The organism is Bacillus cereus group sp. BfR-BA-01316 (assembly GCF_022664195.1).
In the GTDB taxonomy this organism is placed as follows: domain Bacteria; phylum Bacillota; class Bacilli; order Bacillales; family Bacillaceae_G; genus Bacillus_A.
The window spans coordinates 18,246-34,944 of the sequence record NZ_JAKUGX010000008.1 but is presented as its reverse complement, the minus strand read 5'-3'; the positions used below and the strand labels follow the sequence as shown (position 1 = coordinate 34,944).

The window sequence follows — 16,699 nt, the reverse complement described above, 5'->3', positions numbered from 1 at the left end:
GAAGGCATGGAAAACATTTTGCAGAATGATTGGGAACCATTACTGGGACCAGAATTTGAGAAAGAATACTATCAAGCTTTAGCTAACTTTTTAAAAGAAGAGTATGAGGAGCATGTGATTTATCCAAAGAAAGAAGATATTTTTAACGCTCTTCAGTATACAAGTTATGAAAATACAAAGGTCGTTATTTTAGGGCAAGATCCGTATCATGGACCGAATCAAGCGCATGGTTTAAGTTTTTCGGTACAACCTGGTATTAAAACGCCGCCATCTTTGTTAAATATGTATAAAGAAATGCGAGATGAATACGGTTATGAAATTCCGAATAACGGTTATTTAGTAAAGTGGGCAGAGCAAGGAGTATTATTATTAAATACTGTATTAACAGTTCGTCAAGGTGAAGCAAATTCTCATAAAGGAAAAGGATGGGAGCATTTCACAGATCGCGCAATTGAGCTATTAAATGAACGTGAAAAGCCGGTTGTTTTCATATTGTGGGGACGTCACGCACAGGCGAAGAAAAAGTTAATTACGAATAAGAATCATCATATTATTGAATCCGTGCATCCAAGTCCATTATCAGCAAGACGTGGTTTCTTTGGCAGTAAACCGTATTCTAAAGTAAATACGATTTTAGATAATATGGGTGAAAGAGAAATTGATTGGGAAATTCCAAATATATAAACGCAAAAAAGGTAGCTAACAATTGTTAACTACCTTTTTACTATTACTGTTCATTTTTTAGTTTTGCATCTAGTACAAAAGTACCAAATGGGATAACTGATGCAGCAAGTGCGCCAAGTGCCCATAAAATTGATTTACGGTGTACGATTGTTACTTGAATTACCGCAAAGATGAATAGTATGAATAAAACGCCATGAGCCATGCCTGTAATTTTAACAGCTGTCGCAAACCCTGCGAAATATTTTAACGGCATTGCTACAAATAATAGTAATAGGAAAGAAATCCCCTCAACTAGTCCAATTGCTCTTAATCGTCCGATTGGTGTAGATAACATGAAATAGCCTCCTTTAACGTATGCTTGTATATAGTAAATTTGTATTCTTTTTCAAAATGAAATAGTCTATTTTGTTTCATTATATACAAAAAGAAACTTTACACTACGAGAATAGTGCAAAGTTCAAAATATAGTCACAAAAGCACGGTAATTTAAACAAAAACCTATTTGAAGTATTTGACTTCAAATAGGTTTTATGAATGAAAATATTAAACAAGCGCTTCGCTTTTTAGTACAAATTTCTCTACAACTTTAGCAACACCATCGTTCATATTTGTATCTGTTACATAGTTTGCAATTTCTTTAATATCATCTGGTGCATTGCCCATTGCAACGCCAAGACCAGCGAATTCAATCATAGCTTGGTCGTTATAGCTATCACCCATTGCGATTACTTCTTCGCGCTTAATACCAAGTGTTTGGATGAGTTGGTTTAGGCTCGTTCCTTTCGTAACACCATGCTCGGTAAATTCTAAGAAGAATGGTTTTGAACGCATAACGCTTAATTGACCTTCTAGTTGTTTTTGTAGTTTCTTTTCTACTTCAACAAGGCGTTCAGCTTCTTTATTCATTAATACTTTTACTACAGGCTCTTTAACAGCAGCTTTAAAATCATCTACTTTAATAATTGGCATACCAGTAATTTCGCCCTCAATTTCAGTATAAGGATTATTTTCTTCTGTTACGATATCATCGCCAATATAAGTATGAATCCATACATCTTCAGTTTTACTAATTTCAAATAGGTTGTGAACGATTTCAGGAGATAGCGTGCTACTGAAGATTTCTTCATTTGTTTTACAGTTAATAATTTTTGCACCGTTAAAAGATAGAATGAAGCTACCGTATTCTTCTAAACGAAGTTCTTTTGCAACATTGCGCATACCAAACGTTGGGCGCCCAGAAGCAAGTACAACTTTAACCCCTTGCTCTTGTGCTGTCATTAAAGCCTCTTTCGTACGAGGTGAAATTGTATGGTCATCGCGTAATAAAGTATCATCTAAATCTAAAACAATCATTTTATAAGTCATATAGAAAATTCCTTTCTTTGTTGAAATAGAAATAAATTTTTATGAAGATAGTGGGGAATATATAGTAAGACATCGAACCTCTTTACATGAAATTAGGAGAAGTTCTGCATTGTTAGTATAAATTATCATGAGCGTGTTGCCCATGATAATTTATCATTATCGTAACAACTCTAAAGGTAGAGTGCAATAATGGAAGTTTTCCAATTTACGATAGTTGTTTTTCGTGCGAACGAGAAAATAGTATTTCCAGCAAGATAGCCATTACAGATCCAAGAACGAGACCGTTACTTAAAAATGATGCTAAAAATGGTGGCAGCGTAGAAAACGCTCCTGCTGGAACGAACATAACGCCGATTCCTGTAAAGATTGAAAGACCTGCTACTTTAAATAATTGTTCTTTATTTTGTACAGTGTCATATTCGCGGAAAGCGAGACCAATCATGCTTGCAAATACAGGATAAATCGCAGCATACCCAACTGCAACGGGAATTGCTGCAAAGAATGAAGTAATCTTTGGGAATATACTAACAAGAATGATAAAGCTTGACCCTAACATAAATGGAAGGCGCTTATAAATGTTTGTTGTTGCGATAAATCCTGCCGATCCAGAAATGGCCACAGGACCAATGGCTGAAAATAGACCGCCTAGCAATTGATTTATTCCTGTTATAATGCCAGCTTGTTTGAAGCGATCTGGAGCGGCATCTTCTTCATACTTAGAAACAACCTTTTGTACAACGCGAATGCTTGCTAACATATTTGTTAGAAGTAATAGTGTGACGAAAACTACCGTAATTGCCATATTCCATTCAATGCGAGGCATTCCGAAAACAAATAGAGATGGAAGACGAATTATATCTGTCACAGGTGTTACTGGATTAGATAATCCGAAGCACGCGAATAATATCCAGCCGCAGACGATACTGAAAAGAACGGAATATTGTCCAATAATAGGTAGCTTCATAATGAAAAAAGATAGTAAAATAACAATGAGTGAAAGAATAAATACCTTTGGCTGTACTTCTGTATGTTGTCCATCAAGGCCAAACATGCCTTTTAAGAAGGAGCCACTAAGTTGTGCGACAAGAAGGAATAAATACGTTCCAATCACTGTAGGTGTAAAGTAGCGAACTAGTTTATCGATAAGTCCAAAAACACTAAGAATAATACAAATAATTCCGCTTAGTAGGAAAGCGTACTGAAGGACCTTAAGTGTTTCATTGCTTGATCCAAATAATACGACGCCTAAACTTGCATACAGGGAGAAAATTCCCCACCAAAGGCCTGCGGGACCTTCTTGAATAGGAAGTTTATGCCCAAATATAGCTTGCAGTAGGCCGGCAAAACCGAGAACAAATAATGTTCTTTGTACAAACGCGATAGCTTCAGCTCCGTCGAGGCCGTAACTAGTTGCGACACTAATTGGTACAATAAGACTTCCAGCTAAAATAAATAGTGCCCATTGTAAGGCAGAAAGAAATAGCTTCATTATATCAACCTCTTTCATAGATTCCGTTTCTAGTATATAGGTATTTCATTTCCTTTGGCAAAGATTGTAGATAGAGAAAAGAGTTGAAATATAATATGAATGCACGTAAGCAATTATGGATAGCAGTTATATGTATGACCTTTGTTGTAATTCTAGGAACGCTAGGATTTATGACAATTGAAGAGATTAGCTTGTTTCAAGCATTTTGGATGACGATGATTACTGTATTAACGGTTGGATATGGTGATGTAGTGCCTGTAACACAGGCAGGGAAATTTTTTGCGCTCCTTATTATACCTGTTGGCGTCGGTATCGTTACGTATGCAATGGGGGTAGTAGCAGCTATGATCATTGAGGGGAATTTATTTCATGCAGTGCGGAGGAAGAAGATGGATAAACAAATAGCACAGTTACAAAATCATATTATAGTATGCGGTTGCGGAAGAGTAGGGCTTCAAGTTGTACATGAATTACAGGAAAAGAAAATTCCATTTGTAGTTGTGGATAAAGATGAAAGTATATTCGAACAGGAAAAGCTTCTATATGTACATGGAGATGCAACTGAAGATCAAGTGTTACATAATGCCGGAATTTCGAAGGCAGCGGGTCTAGTGGCTATCGTAGCAAACGATGCTGAAAATGTATTTATTACATTAACGGCAAGAGGGCTTAATGAGGCAATTAAAATTGTAGCAAGAGCTGAAAAGCCAGAAACAGAAGAAAAATTACGGCGCGCTGGTGCAAATAAGGTTATTAATCCATCTAGTATGGCAGGAATTCATATCGCAAAAGGTATTGCGAATCCGTTAACAGTTCATTATATTGATACAGTATTGTATGGAATAGAGCAATCATTTGTAATCGAAGAAATTCAAGTTGGTAAAGATTCTATCTTAGCCAGTAAATCGTTACTAGAGAGTAATGTGAGAAATCAATTTGATGTAACGATTTTGGCGATTTTAAGAGATGGGGATATTATCCATAATCCAACGGGGCAGGAAAAACTGCAAGAACATGATATGATAATAGTATTTGGTTCAGTAGAGAAACTGGGGCAATTTGAGAAAGAACTACAAAGTAAGAGGTGACAAGGAATGCAAGTATCTAGCGATAAGGTTTTAAATAAAATGGCGAGTGAAATTGCAAAGGCAAAAAGTAGTGAAGGACAAAAATCAAAAGAGCATTTATTAGTTGTGCGTGCATTATGTGATTTATTATTAGATGAACAAGTTGAGCCTTCTACGTATAGAGAACCACAAGTTCAATCACAAATAATCGGATCTCAGCCCATAACAACAGCTCAACCGGTTATGCCAGTTTCTGGAGAACCTGTGTATATAAAAGAAGAAGGTGCAAATGGTAATTCTTTATTTGATTTTTAAGGATTAAATCGTTTGGATTATATGTGAAAATTGCTTATGATAAAAATAAAAAGGGGAATTAAGATGAAAATTTTCTTTTTACTAGGTTGTATTGCAGCAGGATTATCTGTTGCATTAGGGGCTTTTGGAGCACATGGTTTAGAAAATAAAATTTCTGCAAAAATGTTAGAAGTATGGAAGACGGGCGTTACATATCAAATGTTTCATGCAGGTGGCTTATTTGTAGTTGCTCTATTAATGGACAAAATACAATCATCACTTTTAAGCACTGCAGGTTGGCTTATGGTAGCTGGGATTATTATGTTCTCAGGTAGTCTTTATGCATTAAGTACGACAGGTATTAAATTCTTTGGCCCAATTACACCTCTTGGTGGTGTGGCGTTTATTGTGGCGTGGATTTTAGTCGGAACTGCAGTTGTAAAAGGGTTATAAAAAACAAAAGCTGGCATTTGCCAGCTTTTTTTTATGGTCTTGGAGCATAAGTTGCTTGTTGACTAGGTAAATACGTAATTTCTCCTGGGAATTCTACATAATCTAAGTAAATCATTAATAGTAAAAATCGTTTTCCAGATTTTGGTTCGCTAATAACGATATGATCACGGCCAGCTGCCTCGATAATCCCTGTATAAGATTGTGTACCGAGCGAACTACCACGTTCATAAGTCATTACAACTGTAGCTGGCTTACCCTTGTTTAAACGAAGGATATTTTCAATATAAGATTGCTCTAGTGGCAACATCCCTTGAGAAACTGCAAGTTGAGCTTGTGCGACTTGTTGTTGCATTGCTTGCTGTTGTTGTTGTTGCTGCTGTTGTTGTGGGGTCATTTGTTGCGGTTGTACGTAAGTTCCGGATGGTTGATAAAAACCTGTTCCATAATACGGGTTTTGTTGCTGTGCCATTCAAAAATCCCTCCTCATTTTCATTCCTTAATATACGCCTGGACAATCCTCACCAGATGGCTGGAAGAAGCAGTGCTTTTTAAAGCGACCAGAATTTTGTTGGTCATACCAAGTTGGTGGACAAGGGCCTTCAGGTCTAAAGAACCATAAGGAAAAGTTGGCGGGCCAAAAACGTTGTCCTTGAATGGTCCGTCTTGCTAATGCGATATCTTGCTCTCTCGCTCGCTGATAAAAATATCCTTTTTGAGTTGCCTCAAAACCACCAGGATTTTGATAAACCATTTGACGTAAATTACGTATTTTTTTAAAATCTAAACAATTTCCGCGGACACGATTTACCCCAACGTTTCCGACCATTAACATTCCTTGTTGCCCTTCTCCTTCGGCTTCAGCACGCATCAGTCTAGCTAATAACTTTACATCTTCTTCGTTATAAGCAATAACACCCATTATGTGTCACCTCTCTTTTTGGAATACCTTTTGGAAAGAGGTTTATGTCTAGATGAAGTGTGGAACAATTACTAGTTCATACGTATGAGAAAAAGGACTCGGATATGACAACCAAACGAAGTTTTACATTGAGAGAAGAAAATAAAAAAGCTAGCGTGGGCTAGCTTTTTATCATTAAAATATTTTGGACCATAAGTTTGAGAAGAAATCGCCAATTGAACGCATTGTTAATACGAACCAATTTGCTTTTTCTACTTCTTCAGTCGTTTTTGCAGTAACTTTTATACTTTTATTTCCGTCTAAGAAACCATATTTATCAGTTGATTCTAAGACGATTGAACCTACCTTTGTATCTTTCTTAATAGGAGCAACTAAATGCCCATCTTCAGCAAGTGATTTATCTGCTTCAGTAGAAATTTTGTAAGGTGAGTTGCTACCTTTTGCAGTAACTACTGTCACTTCTTTTTCTGGTGCAACTGTTACGTAGTCTTCTTTTCCTTTTACTACAGAAATTTTGTTATTTTTATCTACTTTTAATTTCTGTTTTTCGAAGTTATTAAATCCATATTCAATTAATGCGCGAGATTCTGTGAAACGTTCGTCCATTGATTTCGTTTTAATAATAACAGAAATAAGACGTAAGTCACCGCGTTTTGCTGTAATAGTGAATCCATAACCAGCGGTATCAGAACTTCCTGTTTTTAAACCATCTGCTCCTTCATAAGAGAAAGCGGCACCTGGTAACATCCAGTTCCAATTTTCCATACGAATTGGTTTTGGATGATTATCTGGGAAGTTTCTAAATCTTTGTTTTGTATCCTCTAGCATTTCTGGATACTTTGTAATAATTGTTTTTGAAAGAATACCCATATCGCGAGCTGACATGGAGTTTTCTCCATTCGGATCAGTTCCTTCAGGATGTTTTCCTTTTAAATCAGCGTTGTTTAACCCAGTAGCGTTTACAAATTTATATTTCTTTAACCCTAGTTTTTTTGCATGTTCATTTGCAAGATTTAAGAAGTTCTTTTCATTTCCTGCAAGTAATTCTGCTAAAGCAATACTAGATCCATTCGCAGAGGAGATAACGATAGAATGATATAATTCTCTTACAGTATATTGGCGTCCCTTTTCGAACGGTACGTTAGAGAATTCATTATTACGTGAAACTTCATAAGCGTAATCAGAAATGTTTACTTTCGTATCCCAAGTGATTTTTCCTTCTTTAATTGCTTCTAATACGGCATAAACAACGATTAATTTTGACATACTAGCGATAGCTAGTAATTCATCTGGATTTTGTTCATGCAGTATTTTTCCTGTATCTGCATCAAATAGAAGTGCAGCAGCTGCCTCTATATGTATTTTTTCTTCCGCATGGGATGTTGTTACTCCTAAGGAAGAAAATGACAATAGAAACGCTAGTAAAATAGACAAGATTTTCTTCATATACATTATCACCTTCGCATCGTTATTAGCATATAGCCCGTACCATTTTAGCATAAATTTGGATGTGAAAAGGTTACAATCTTACAAGAAATTTGAAAAGAATTTGTCGATTTTTGTTCAAATTTGCAGAGAAAAGAAGGTTTTTGCAGGTAAATGTAGAGGATAATAAAAAAAGGAACGAATTTCGTTCCTTTTTTTATTATATGCGTAAAAATGTTGTTACTTTTTCGCTTGATAAAATGTTTCCGACAAAGAATGTTCCAAATTCACCGTAGCGAGCACTTACTTCATCGAAGCGCATTTCATATATAAGTTTCTTAAATTGAAGGACATCGTCAGCAAATAATGTTACGCCCCACTCAAAATCGTCAAATCCAACTGATCCTGAAATAACTTGGCGCACTTTACCTGCGTATTGGCGACCGATTTTGCTATGACTGTACATAAGTTTCTTACGTTCATCCATAGGAAGCATATACCAGTTATCATTACCTTGGCGACGCTTATCCATTGGATAGAAGCAAATGTGATTTGCTTTCGGTAACTCAGGATATAAGCGAGCTAAGACTTGTGGGTTTTGGTATGGGTCTTCATCAGCTGGAAGATAGTTGCTTAGTTCAACAACAGATACGTAAGAATATGCAGGAACTAAATATTCAGCTAATGTTGTTTTATTTAATTCTGTTTCGATTTCATTTAACTCTTCCATTGTTGGACGTAAAATCATAAGCATAATATCTGCTTTTTGACCAACAACTGTATACATTGCATGACTGCCTTTTTTTGCAGTAGCTACTTCGTTCCATTTTTCAACGACATTTAAAAATTCAGACACTGCTTGTCCGCGTTCGTCACTAGATAATGTTTTCCATGCTGCCCAATCAATAGAACGTAAATCATGTAAACAATACCAGCCATCTAACGTTGTTGTTGCTTCACTCATTCTATTCACCTCAGTTAATGATATTTTACACGTTAACTATAGCATATATAGGATTAAAAACATCTACATAAAGTTTCGGTGCATAAAACTGTCACATTTATATTTACTGGAAAACGGGAGAAAATAAGGCTTAAGTAGGCTTTATTTTCCGGCTGAATTTTATGAAAATATAATCATTTTCATTTTATCTATTTTTTGGGAGCTATAAGTTTAAAATATAGCTGAAAAGAAGTATTCTTAAAGGTAGAGTTTTTAACATTTGTAGGAGGGTTTATTCGTGAGCAATTTATTTACAGCAGTAAAAGAAAAAGTTCAAGGAAAAGGCATTTCTATCGTACTTCCTGAAGGAACTGATGAAAGAATTTTAGGCGCTGCAGAGCGTTTAGCAAAAGAAGAGCTAGTAAAACCAATTTTAGTTGGTAATAAAGAAGAAATTAGCGCAAAAGCTGCTAGCATGAACTTAACATTAGCAGGCGTTGATATTTACGATCCAGCTACATACGAAGAGATGGATGCAATGGTAGCATCTTTCGTTGAACGCCGTAAAGGTAAAGCAACGGAAGAAGATGCTCGTAAAATTCTTAAAGACGAAAACTACTTCGGTACAATGCTTGTATACATGGGCAAAGCACAAGGTTTAGTAAGTGGTGCAGCTCACTCTACAGCTGATACAGTTCGTCCAGCACTTCAAATTATTAAAACAAAACCAGGCGTTACAAAAACTTCAGGCGTATTCATCATGGTACGTGAAGAAGAGAAGTATGTATTCGCGGATTGCGCAATTAACATTGCACCAAACAGCCAAGATTTAGCTGAAATTGGTATCGAAAGTGCGAAAACTGCTGAACTATTCGGTATTGACCCACGCGTTGCTATGTTAAGCTTCTCTACAAAAGGTTCTGCGAAATCTCCAGAAACAGAAAAAGTTGTAGAAGCAACTCGCATTGCAAAAGAAATGGCTCCTGAATTAACTTTAGATGGAGAATTCCAATTCGATGCTGCGTTCGTACCATCTGTAGCTGAGAAGAAAGCTCCAGGTTCTACAATTAAAGGTGATGCTAACGTATTCGTATTCCCAAGCTTAGAAGCTGGTAATATCGGCTACAAAATCGCTCAACGCTTAGGTAACTTCGAAGCAGTAGGACCAATCTTACAAGGTTTAAATATGCCTGTAAACGACCTATCTCGTGGATGTAACGAAGAAGAAGTGTACAAGTTAGCTTTAATTACAGCAGCTCAAGCACTTTAATTCTATAACGAATTGATATGAAAAAAGACCACCCTATTTCTTCTGAAATGAGGGTGGTCTTTTTGATTTCTATTTTTCTAAACCAAGTGCTTTATTATTACGATCAATAATACGTTGTAAATTCATCTCGTATAAAGGAACTTCATCTACTGTTAGCTGAGATGGTGTTAACTTTGGAGCGAATTGTTGCAACGTTTTTAAAAGGCGCATCATTAAATCTTGCACTGTAATTGTTTCGCCAAGTAATTCAGATAGTGAAGCCATCGTACTCGGCACAATTTCAGGGTACGTAAATCGTGTTTCTTCGCCTTGAATTGCTACGTTGTAAAAATCACGAACGAGTGCGGCACGCTCAGATCCGCTTCCTGTCGCACATAAGTAAATTTGTACAGCAACTCCTCCGCGAATACGACGCTGAGAAATACCAGCAAATTTTTGATCGCGAATGCTCAAATCATAGCTACCAGGACAATAAGAACCAACAATTTCTTTTGCCTCGATAGTAACATCGTAATCTTTTAACATTTCCTTAATTAAATGCCACATCGTATCGTATCCAAGATCGATGTCGATACCTTTTTCTGTTTCTTGGAATAAAAGTGATATGTTTAAAACACCTTCATCAAGTACGACAGCAAGTCCACCGGAATTACGAACGATAACATTGAAGTCGTTTTCTTTTAAAAAGGAAATACCTTCTTCTAAATGTGGTAGGCGCGAATCTTGAATGCCAAGAACAATTGTATTGTGATGAACCCAAGAGCGCATTGTTGCAGCGGATAGACCATTTCCAATACTTGTGCATAACGTGTCATCCATTGCAAATGACTGAAGTGCATGGAATGTTGGTCCTAAACTAGACTGATCCGCAATACGCCACTCTGGCTGAGATAAAATCGAACGGGAATTGCTCATATAACTAACCCCTTATTTATAAAATGACAACCTCTATTATAGCAAAAAATGAAGAAAAGGGTTTTCTCGGATATAAAGTGAAACTTTAATCAGTGGGGGTTTTGTTCATCCCCCACTGATTATTAGCCTTCACCAATCGGGCGTTTACGGGCAGCCCGACTCCCACCTAACTTCTTTGCTCCAGCTGAATTTTGAGGTGGGAGTTTTACTGCCCGCAAATAGCGGGATAAAGGGGAATTTTGAAGTGAAAGAATAAAAAGGATGCATTGCATGCATCCTTTTTATTCTGCAATTTTTTCTAAGTTACCATTTCGATCCATTCTGAAAGATGTTTGTGGGCGTTCCTCATCATCCATTACTGCTAATTTACGAGCGCGGTTCATAATATTCATAAGTGTTTCGTAATCCTCTTGTACAGTATGAGATTGTTGTTCTAATTTTTCTAGTTTATTTTCTAGTTCTTCACTTCGCAGTATTTGCGCTTTAATTTCTTGTTTCAATCTCGTATTCTCGTTTTCAAGAGCTGTTACTTTTATATTTGAAGATCCAACTGTTTGTAGAAAGTAAATAACATCTTGCATTGTTATTGAGTTTTTTGAAGCAGGAACAGTCGGCTCTTGATATGGAATAGCTTCTGTATATTGAACAGCTGTTTCATACGGTACGTGTTCTTCATAATCAGTTATCGCCCCTGAAGCTGGTGGTGTATAAAGTAAACGTTTTTTTGCCTGTTCACCGCCCGCAGCACGCATTTTATCTTTACGGTGTTTTTTTGCTAGTTGAAGAGCTTGTTCATAGCTATAGCGAACAACAGCATTCCAGCGGAAACCACAAGCAGCAGATGTGCGATTTAACTGATCTCCTACTTCTTCAAAAGCATTTAATTGAGTACTTCCTTCTCGAACATGGCGAAGCACTGTTTCAGCAAGTAATAAATCGTCCTCGTCTGTCCAAGCATCTTGTCTTACTTTCATAGATTCAACTCCCTTTCTTTTTATGAACTTCCTATTTTTATAATGGGCAAAAAAATGAGCTTTTATACAAAGCTTTTAAAAATATGGTAGATTTCAATGAAGAGAAGAAATGTGGCTATGAATGATGAAAGCTTTTGAAGGAGAAAATATAAAAAATAGGTAGCCTTATATAGGAATAGAGCTACGCCCGGAGACTTGCAACAAGCTTCAAAGAGCGGTAAAATACCATTTAGTGTTTATTTTTAAATGTACTTGTGAAAAGTTTAAAATAGAGGAAGTGTTATATATAATGGGAAACGAATTTCGTGTGTGCGATGATTGTCAGGCGACGAACGTTAAAACGCTGATTCCGAAGTTAAAAAAAGTAGATTCATGTGCAACGATTGAAGTTGGATGTCAGTCTTACTGCGGTCCTGGTCGTAAAAAATCATTCGCATTTGTAAATAATCGTCCAGTTGCAGCTCCAACAGAAGATGAATTAATTACAAAAATTGAAGTAAAGTTAAATAAGTAAGAAAAAGAAGAGTGAACAGATTACTCTTCTTTTTTTATGCCCATGAGATAGTGCTTTGTATGAGTTCGTATTTCAAAATAATGGTTGACAGCCTTTTGGGGCGCTAGGTAGAATAGAAAGTATGATTCTGATAATCATTATCATAAAAAGGTCAATTCACCTAATTTTTTTATTACTATTTGAGAATAAATTTCATTTTATTAAATATATGTTGTTGGTTAGGATGGTTGAGGGATGGAAGCGAGCGCAAGGAGTATAGAGCAGCAAGATGTGAATGTTAAAGAGATTAAGAGCAGACCACTCGTTGCTTCTATTATTTTAATAGCGGGCACAATTTTGTTAGCTTTAAGCATGGCAGTTTCTATTTCGTTTGGTGCAGCAGATATTAGTTTAAAGACCGTTTGGCAAGCTGTATTTCAGTTTGATGGGTCTATAACGCATCATAACGTAATTAAAGAACTTCGCATGCCTAGAGCAATAGGGGGCGTAGTTGCAGGTGCCTTTTTAGCGGTATCAGGAGCAATTATGCAAGGTATGACACGAAATCCACTTGCATCCCCATCGTTAATGGGGATTACAGATGGTGCTGTATTCGGGATTGCAATTATGTATGCATTCTTCCCTAATTCACCTTATTTAATGTTTGTTATCGCATCTTTTATTGGAGCTGCGTTTGGAGCGAGCATTGTATACGGTATTGGGTCTTCTTCACCAGGTGGGTTAACGCCTGTGAAATTAGCTTTAGCTGGTGCGGCAATTAGTGCTTTATTAGGGGCAATTTCATCTGGAATTGCATTGTATTTCAACCTTGCCCAAGAGGTAAGTATGTGGAATGCAGGCGGTGTTGCCGGAGTGAAATGGCAAAGTATTAATATGTTAGTACCGATTGGTCTTGTTTGTCTCGTTATAGCAATTATGATGTCGAGATATATTACAATTTTAAGCTTTGGTGAAGAAATTGCGATTGGACTTGGTCAAAATACGACATTAATTAAATTTATCGGAACAGTACTTGTTCTTGTATTAACAGGTTCTGCGGTTTCTATGGCAGGATCAGTTGGATTTGTTGGACTTGTAATTCCGCATATGACTCGTTTCCTTGTAGGCTCAGACTATAGATGGGTTATTCCATGTTCTGCAGTCTTAGGTGGATTGTTAATTGAATGTGCAGATATGTTATCTCGCGTTATTAATCCACCATTTGAAACGCCAATTGGAGCAATTACAGCGCTAATTGGAGTTCCATTCTTCCTCTACTTAGCACGTAATGAAGGGAGAGGAAAAATGTGAGGACGAGCGTCTTAACAAAAAAGAACGTTTCTATTTTAACGATTTTAGTAGGATTAATTGTTGCTGTATTTTTAGTAAGCTTAAATACAGGAACATTTAAAATACCTCCAATAGATGTATTAAAGTCATTGGTTGGATTAGGTGCAGAAGATCAATCTGTTATTTTATTTGAATTTCGTATGCCACGTATGGTTATTGCTATATTAGTTGGTTCTGCATTAGCTATGTCAGGTGCAATTTTGCAAGGGTTATCACGAAACCCACTTGCTGATCCAGGTATTATAGGTATTAACGCGGGAGCGGGATTAACAGTTGTTGTATTCGTTTACTTTTTCTTTGGAAAAGTTGGAACTGGTACATTTTTATCTGTATTTATCCTGCCATTCTTCGCGCTAGTTGGTGCGATATTAGCAGCGGTTATTATTTATTTACTAGCATGGAAAGACGGCGTTTCATCCACTCGATTAATTCTTGTTGGTATCGCTGTTGCAGCCGGATTTGGTGCTGTTAGTTTAATTTTTTCTATGAAGATGACATCTAACGACTTCCGTTTTGCAACGATTTGGTTGGCAGGAAGTTTATGGGGAACAGATTGGAAGTTCGTACTAAGTGTACTCCCATGGATGGTTATTTTCTTACCACTTGCCATTAGTAAAGCGCACATATTAAATGTAATGAATTTAGGCGACTCTACAGCAGTTGGCCTTGGTGTAAACGTAGAAAAGGAAAGACGTAAATTATTATTTATTGCAGTTTGTTTAGCTGGTGCATCTGTTGCCGTTGCGGGCGGCATTGGTTTTATCGGTTTAATGGCTCCGCATTTAGCGAGAAGCCTCGTTGGTGGAAAGCATCAAATTATGTTACCAACGGCTGCATTAATAGGAACGTTCTTGCTTTTATTTGCAGATGTAATTTCAAGAAGTGTGTTACCAACTTCAGAAATACCGGTCGGTCTTGTTATTTCTGTAATTGGCGCACCATATTTCATATATTTACTTATGAGGACAAAATAAAGGGAGGCTTTTTGTATGGCAACTTTAGCAGTTGATGCGGTATCTGTTGGTTATAATGAAGGGTTAATTATAGATGGATTAACAGTTGAAATTCCGGAAGGGCAAATTACAACGATTATTGGACCAAATGGTTGTGGGAAATCCACATTATTAAAAACGGCTTCTCGTATTTTGAAAGCAAAACGAGGTACTGTTTATCTTGATGGAAAAGCAATTGAGAAACAGCCAACGAAAGAAATCGCAAAGAAAATGGCGATTTTACCACAAACTGCAGAAGTGCCAACAGGCCTTACTGTGTTTGAACTTGTTTCATATGGACGTTTTCCTCATCAAAAAGGATTTGGAACATTGAAAGAAGAGGATTATCGCTACATTCATTGGGCACTTGAAGTGACGGGGATGACAGAATTCGCAAATCGTCCAGCAGAAGCTTTATCAGGTGGTCAGCGTCAACGTGTATGGATTGCGATGGCTCTTGCACAAGGAACAGACTTACTCGTGTTAGATGAACCAACAACATACTTAGATATGGCTCATCAACTTGAAGTATTAAACTTACTGAAGAAGTTAAACAAAGAAGAAGGCAGAACGATTGTTATGGTTATTCACGACTTAAATCATGCTTCTCGTTTCTCAGATCATATGATTGCATTAAAAGCTGGGAAGTTAATGAAACAAGGAACGCCAGATGAAGTTATGACAAGTGAAACGCTTCGAAATGTATTTGAGATCGAAGCTCAAATCGTTCCATGTCCAGTAAACTGTAAACCAATTTGTTTAACATACGATTTAGCGATGATTAATAATCAATTGCGTAAAAAAGCATAATTAATAGAATTTCCCCCTCTTAAAGAGGTAAGAGGGGGAGTTCTAATGGACGTTGAGCTTCTTACCTATGGATGGGAAGTTGAACGCCCGTTAGAACGGGCTATAAACAACAATTAATAAAAATATATTAATTAAATGTTGTTTTCGTTTCTTATAGTTAAATGCAAATTATAAGAGAAATACAGCTAGAAGGAGTGGGGATATGAAGAATTTTAAAATGGCACTGTTAGCAATGGTACTAGTTGTTACTTCTGTACTATTTGCAGCTTGTTCTAACAAAGAAGAAGAAAAGAAAGCAGATGCGAAGGTTGAAGAGCGCACTGTACAACATGCAAAAGGGGAAATTAAAATTCCTGCAAATCCAAAGAAAATTGCTGACCTTAGTGGTTCAACAGAAGAATTATTAATTTTCGGTATGAAACCGATTATTACTGCAAATACAACACAAGAAAAAATTGATGGATATATTGCAAAGAAATTAGAAGGTGTGAAACCAGTAGGTTCTGCTTGGGGCGATAAAATTAACATCGAAGCAGTAGCTGCTGCAAAACCAGACTTAATTCTTGTAAACAATCGTCAAGAAAAGATTTATGATCAATTATCTAAAATTGCACCAACAGTTATGTTAAAAACTCCATTAGACCAATGGCGTCCAAAATTCGAAGAAGTAGGTCAAATCTTCGGTAAAGAGAAAGAAACAAAAGAATGGTTCAAGCAGTATGATGAAAAAGCAAGCAAATTACATGACAAAATCATCGCTAAAACTGGCGATGCAACATTCATGAAAATGGCTGCATATCCAAATGCTTTCCGCGTATACGGTGACTACGGTTACGGTAGCGTAATCTTTAATGACTTAAAGTTACCAGCAGTTAAAGGTACACCAACTGATAAACCGCTAGTACAAGTACAAAAAGAAGCTTTAATCGATTACAACCCAGATTACTTATTCGTATTTACAACTGGTGACGGTTCTCAGCGTCTAAAAGAATTCCAAGAAGAATCAATTTGGAAAAACATGAACGCTGTTAAAAATAATCACGTATTCACAATTAGCAATGAAGATCTAAACAAAGGATACTTCCCACTAGGTAAAGAAATGATCTTAGACGAAGTTGCTGAATTTGTTTTAGGAAAATAATATATAAAGAAAAATCACTTTTACGTCGGTAAAAGTGATTTTTCTTTATATAACAGGAATTAATATAGTCTTTCATTTCTTTCTGTTTCCTATATCGTTTATAATATATAGTAAG

General features: G+C 36.6%; 19 protein-coding genes. 10 read left to right on the top strand and 9 right to left on the bottom strand.

What is annotated here, in order from left to right; all coding sequences use genetic code 11:
* Positions 1–6: 6 nt before the first annotated feature.
* The gene (locus MR071_RS09000; RefSeq protein ID WP_105586769.1) at positions 7–684 is read left to right on the top strand and encodes a uracil-DNA glycosylase; all 678 of its coding nucleotides are present in this window, start codon (positions 7–9) and stop codon (positions 682–684) included.
* A 43-nt stretch (positions 685–727) separates the two neighbouring features.
* Here the strand turns inward: MR071_RS09000 and MR071_RS08995 are convergent, their stop codons facing one another.
* From MR071_RS08995 to MR071_RS08985, 3 genes are all read right to left on the bottom strand, one after another.
* A complete protein-coding gene (locus MR071_RS08995; protein ID WP_071770537.1) occupies positions 728–1,018 on the bottom strand; it encodes a DUF3817 domain-containing protein in 291 nt (96 codons plus the stop codon).
* A gap of 209 nt (positions 1,019–1,227) precedes the next feature.
* On the bottom strand, positions 1,228–2,049 hold the full coding sequence (locus tag MR071_RS08990) for a Cof-type HAD-IIB family hydrolase (RefSeq protein ID WP_242235750.1): 822 nt from the start codon (positions 2,047–2,049) through the stop codon (positions 1,228–1,230).
* Positions 2,050–2,254: 205 nt separating this feature from the next.
* Complete coding sequence (locus MR071_RS08985; RefSeq protein WP_242235748.1) at positions 2,255–3,538, bottom strand: purine/pyrimidine permease; 1,284 nt, start codon at positions 3,536–3,538, stop codon at positions 2,255–2,257.
* Positions 3,539–3,633: 95 nt separating this feature from the next.
* Between MR071_RS08985 and MR071_RS08980 the strand changes: the two genes are divergently transcribed.
* From MR071_RS08980 to MR071_RS08970, 3 genes are all read left to right on the top strand, one after another.
* On the top strand, positions 3,634–4,626 hold the full coding sequence (locus MR071_RS08980) for a potassium channel family protein (protein WP_242235746.1): 993 nt from the start codon (positions 3,634–3,636) through the stop codon (positions 4,624–4,626).
* A 6-nt stretch (positions 4,627–4,632) separates the two neighbouring features.
* Positions 4,633–4,920, top strand: a complete 288-nt coding sequence (locus MR071_RS08975; RefSeq protein ID WP_105586773.1) for a YwdI family protein — start codon at positions 4,633–4,635, stop codon at positions 4,918–4,920.
* A 63-nt stretch (positions 4,921–4,983) separates the two neighbouring features.
* Complete coding sequence (locus MR071_RS08970) at positions 4,984–5,352, top strand: DUF423 domain-containing protein (protein WP_048374933.1); 369 nt, start codon at positions 4,984–4,986, stop codon at positions 5,350–5,352.
* 31 nt (positions 5,353–5,383) lie between these two features.
* On the opposite strand, the gene gerQ is transcribed toward MR071_RS08970, so the two are convergent.
* From gerQ to hemQ, 4 genes are all read right to left on the bottom strand, one after another.
* Positions 5,384–5,821 (bottom strand): spore coat protein GerQ, encoded by a 438-nt coding sequence (gene gerQ / locus MR071_RS08965; RefSeq protein WP_105586774.1) that lies wholly within the window; start codon positions 5,819–5,821, stop codon positions 5,384–5,386.
* A 27-nt stretch (positions 5,822–5,848) separates the two neighbouring features.
* Positions 5,849–6,271 carry a cell wall hydrolase CwlJ gene (gene cwlJ, locus MR071_RS08960; protein ID WP_000538162.1) on the bottom strand — a complete coding sequence of 141 codons (423 nt, stop codon included), beginning with the start codon at positions 6,269–6,271 and terminating at the stop codon, positions 5,849–5,851.
* A gap of 174 nt (positions 6,272–6,445) precedes the next feature.
* Positions 6,446–7,723, bottom strand: coding sequence for a serine hydrolase (locus MR071_RS08955; protein WP_242235744.1), 1,278 nt, complete (start codon positions 7,721–7,723; stop codon positions 6,446–6,448).
* Positions 7,724–7,916: 193 nt separating this feature from the next.
* Entirely contained in the window at positions 7,917–8,660 is a 744-nt protein-coding gene (gene hemQ, locus MR071_RS08950) for a hydrogen peroxide-dependent heme synthase (protein WP_105586776.1), read from the bottom strand.
* A 277-nt stretch (positions 8,661–8,937) separates the two neighbouring features.
* Here hemQ and pta point away from each other — a divergent pair, with 277 nt between their 5' ends.
* Positions 8,938–9,909, top strand: a complete 972-nt coding sequence (gene pta / locus MR071_RS08945) for a phosphate acetyltransferase (RefSeq protein ID WP_002016367.1) — start codon at positions 8,938–8,940, stop codon at positions 9,907–9,909.
* A gap of 69 nt (positions 9,910–9,978) precedes the next feature.
* Here pta and lipL read toward each other — a convergent pair whose 3' ends face one another.
* Both lipL and MR071_RS08935 read right to left on the bottom strand, forming a co-directional pair.
* On the bottom strand, positions 9,979–10,824 hold the full coding sequence (lipL, locus tag MR071_RS08940) for an octanoyl-[GcvH]:protein N-octanoyltransferase (protein ID WP_105586777.1): 846 nt from the start codon (positions 10,822–10,824) through the stop codon (positions 9,979–9,981).
* A gap of 281 nt (positions 10,825–11,105) precedes the next feature.
* The gene (locus MR071_RS08935; protein ID WP_105586778.1) at positions 11,106–11,798 is read right to left on the bottom strand and encodes an RsfA family transcriptional regulator; all 693 of its coding nucleotides are present in this window, start codon (positions 11,796–11,798) and stop codon (positions 11,106–11,108) included.
* A 289-nt stretch (positions 11,799–12,087) separates the two neighbouring features.
* On the opposite strand from MR071_RS08935, the gene MR071_RS08930 reads away from it, so the two are divergent.
* The 5 genes from MR071_RS08930 to MR071_RS08910 all read left to right on the top strand — a co-directional run bounded on the left by MR071_RS08930 (position 12,088) and on the right by MR071_RS08910 (position 16,584).
* Entirely contained in the window at positions 12,088–12,312 is a 225-nt protein-coding gene (locus MR071_RS08930; RefSeq protein WP_000526076.1) for a YuzB family protein, read from the top strand.
* A gap of 234 nt (positions 12,313–12,546) precedes the next feature.
* On the top strand, positions 12,547–13,602 hold the full coding sequence (locus MR071_RS08925) for a FecCD family ABC transporter permease (RefSeq protein ID WP_002123699.1): 1,056 nt from the start codon (positions 12,547–12,549) through the stop codon (positions 13,600–13,602).
* Positions 13,599–14,615 carry a FecCD family ABC transporter permease gene (locus tag MR071_RS08920; protein WP_105586779.1) on the top strand — a complete coding sequence of 339 codons (1,017 nt, stop codon included), beginning with the start codon at positions 13,599–13,601 and terminating at the stop codon, positions 14,613–14,615. Before MR071_RS08925 ends, MR071_RS08920 begins: the two co-directional genes overlap by 4 nt.
* Positions 14,616–14,630: 15 nt before the next feature.
* A complete protein-coding gene (locus MR071_RS08915; protein ID WP_000212073.1) occupies positions 14,631–15,443 on the top strand; it encodes an ABC transporter ATP-binding protein in 813 nt (270 codons plus the stop codon).
* 202 nt (positions 15,444–15,645) lie between these two features.
* On the top strand, positions 15,646–16,584 hold the full coding sequence (locus MR071_RS08910; RefSeq protein WP_242235742.1) for an ABC transporter substrate-binding protein: 939 nt from the start codon (positions 15,646–15,648) through the stop codon (positions 16,582–16,584).
* Positions 16,585–16,699 lie beyond the last annotated feature (115 nt).

Excerpts from the sequence above, each read along its gene's own strand:
- MR071_RS09000 (WP_105586769.1), top strand. The coding sequence starts at position 7 with ATGGAAAACATTTTGCAGAATGATTGGGAACCATTACTGGGACCAGAA.
- MR071_RS08995 (WP_071770537.1), bottom strand. The coding sequence starts at position 1,018 with ATGTTATCTACACCAATCGGACGATTAAGAGCAATTGGACTAGTTGAG.
- MR071_RS08990 (WP_242235750.1), bottom strand. The coding sequence starts at position 2,049 with ATGACTTATAAAATGATTGTTTTAGATTTAGATGATACTTTATTACGC.
- MR071_RS08985 (WP_242235748.1), bottom strand. The coding sequence starts at position 3,538 with ATGAAGCTATTTCTTTCTGCCTTACAATGGGCACTATTTATTTTAGCT.
- MR071_RS08980 (WP_242235746.1), top strand. The coding sequence starts at position 3,634 with ATGAATGCACGTAAGCAATTATGGATAGCAGTTATATGTATGACCTTT.
- MR071_RS08975 (WP_105586773.1), top strand. The coding sequence starts at position 4,633 with ATGCAAGTATCTAGCGATAAGGTTTTAAATAAAATGGCGAGTGAAATT.
- MR071_RS08970 (WP_048374933.1), top strand. The coding sequence starts at position 4,984 with ATGAAAATTTTCTTTTTACTAGGTTGTATTGCAGCAGGATTATCTGTT.
- gerQ (WP_105586774.1), bottom strand. The coding sequence starts at position 5,821 with ATGGCACAGCAACAAAACCCGTATTATGGAACAGGTTTTTATCAACCA.
- cwlJ (WP_000538162.1), bottom strand. The coding sequence starts at position 6,271 with ATGGGTGTTATTGCTTATAACGAAGAAGATGTAAAGTTATTAGCTAGA.
- MR071_RS08955 (WP_242235744.1), bottom strand. The coding sequence starts at position 7,723 with ATGTATATGAAGAAAATCTTGTCTATTTTACTAGCGTTTCTATTGTCA.
- hemQ (WP_105586776.1), bottom strand. The coding sequence starts at position 8,660 with ATGAGTGAAGCAACAACAACGTTAGATGGCTGGTATTGTTTACATGAT.
- lipL (WP_105586777.1), bottom strand. The coding sequence starts at position 10,824 with ATGAGCAATTCCCGTTCGATTTTATCTCAGCCAGAGTGGCGTATTGCG.
- MR071_RS08935 (WP_105586778.1), bottom strand. The coding sequence starts at position 11,798 with ATGAAAGTAAGACAAGATGCTTGGACAGACGAGGACGATTTATTACTT.
- MR071_RS08930 (WP_000526076.1), top strand. The coding sequence starts at position 12,088 with ATGGGAAACGAATTTCGTGTGTGCGATGATTGTCAGGCGACGAACGTT.
- MR071_RS08925 (WP_002123699.1), top strand. The coding sequence starts at position 12,547 with ATGGAAGCGAGCGCAAGGAGTATAGAGCAGCAAGATGTGAATGTTAAA.
- MR071_RS08915 (WP_000212073.1), top strand. The coding sequence starts at position 14,631 with ATGGCAACTTTAGCAGTTGATGCGGTATCTGTTGGTTATAATGAAGGG.
- MR071_RS08910 (WP_242235742.1), top strand. The coding sequence starts at position 15,646 with ATGAAGAATTTTAAAATGGCACTGTTAGCAATGGTACTAGTTGTTACT.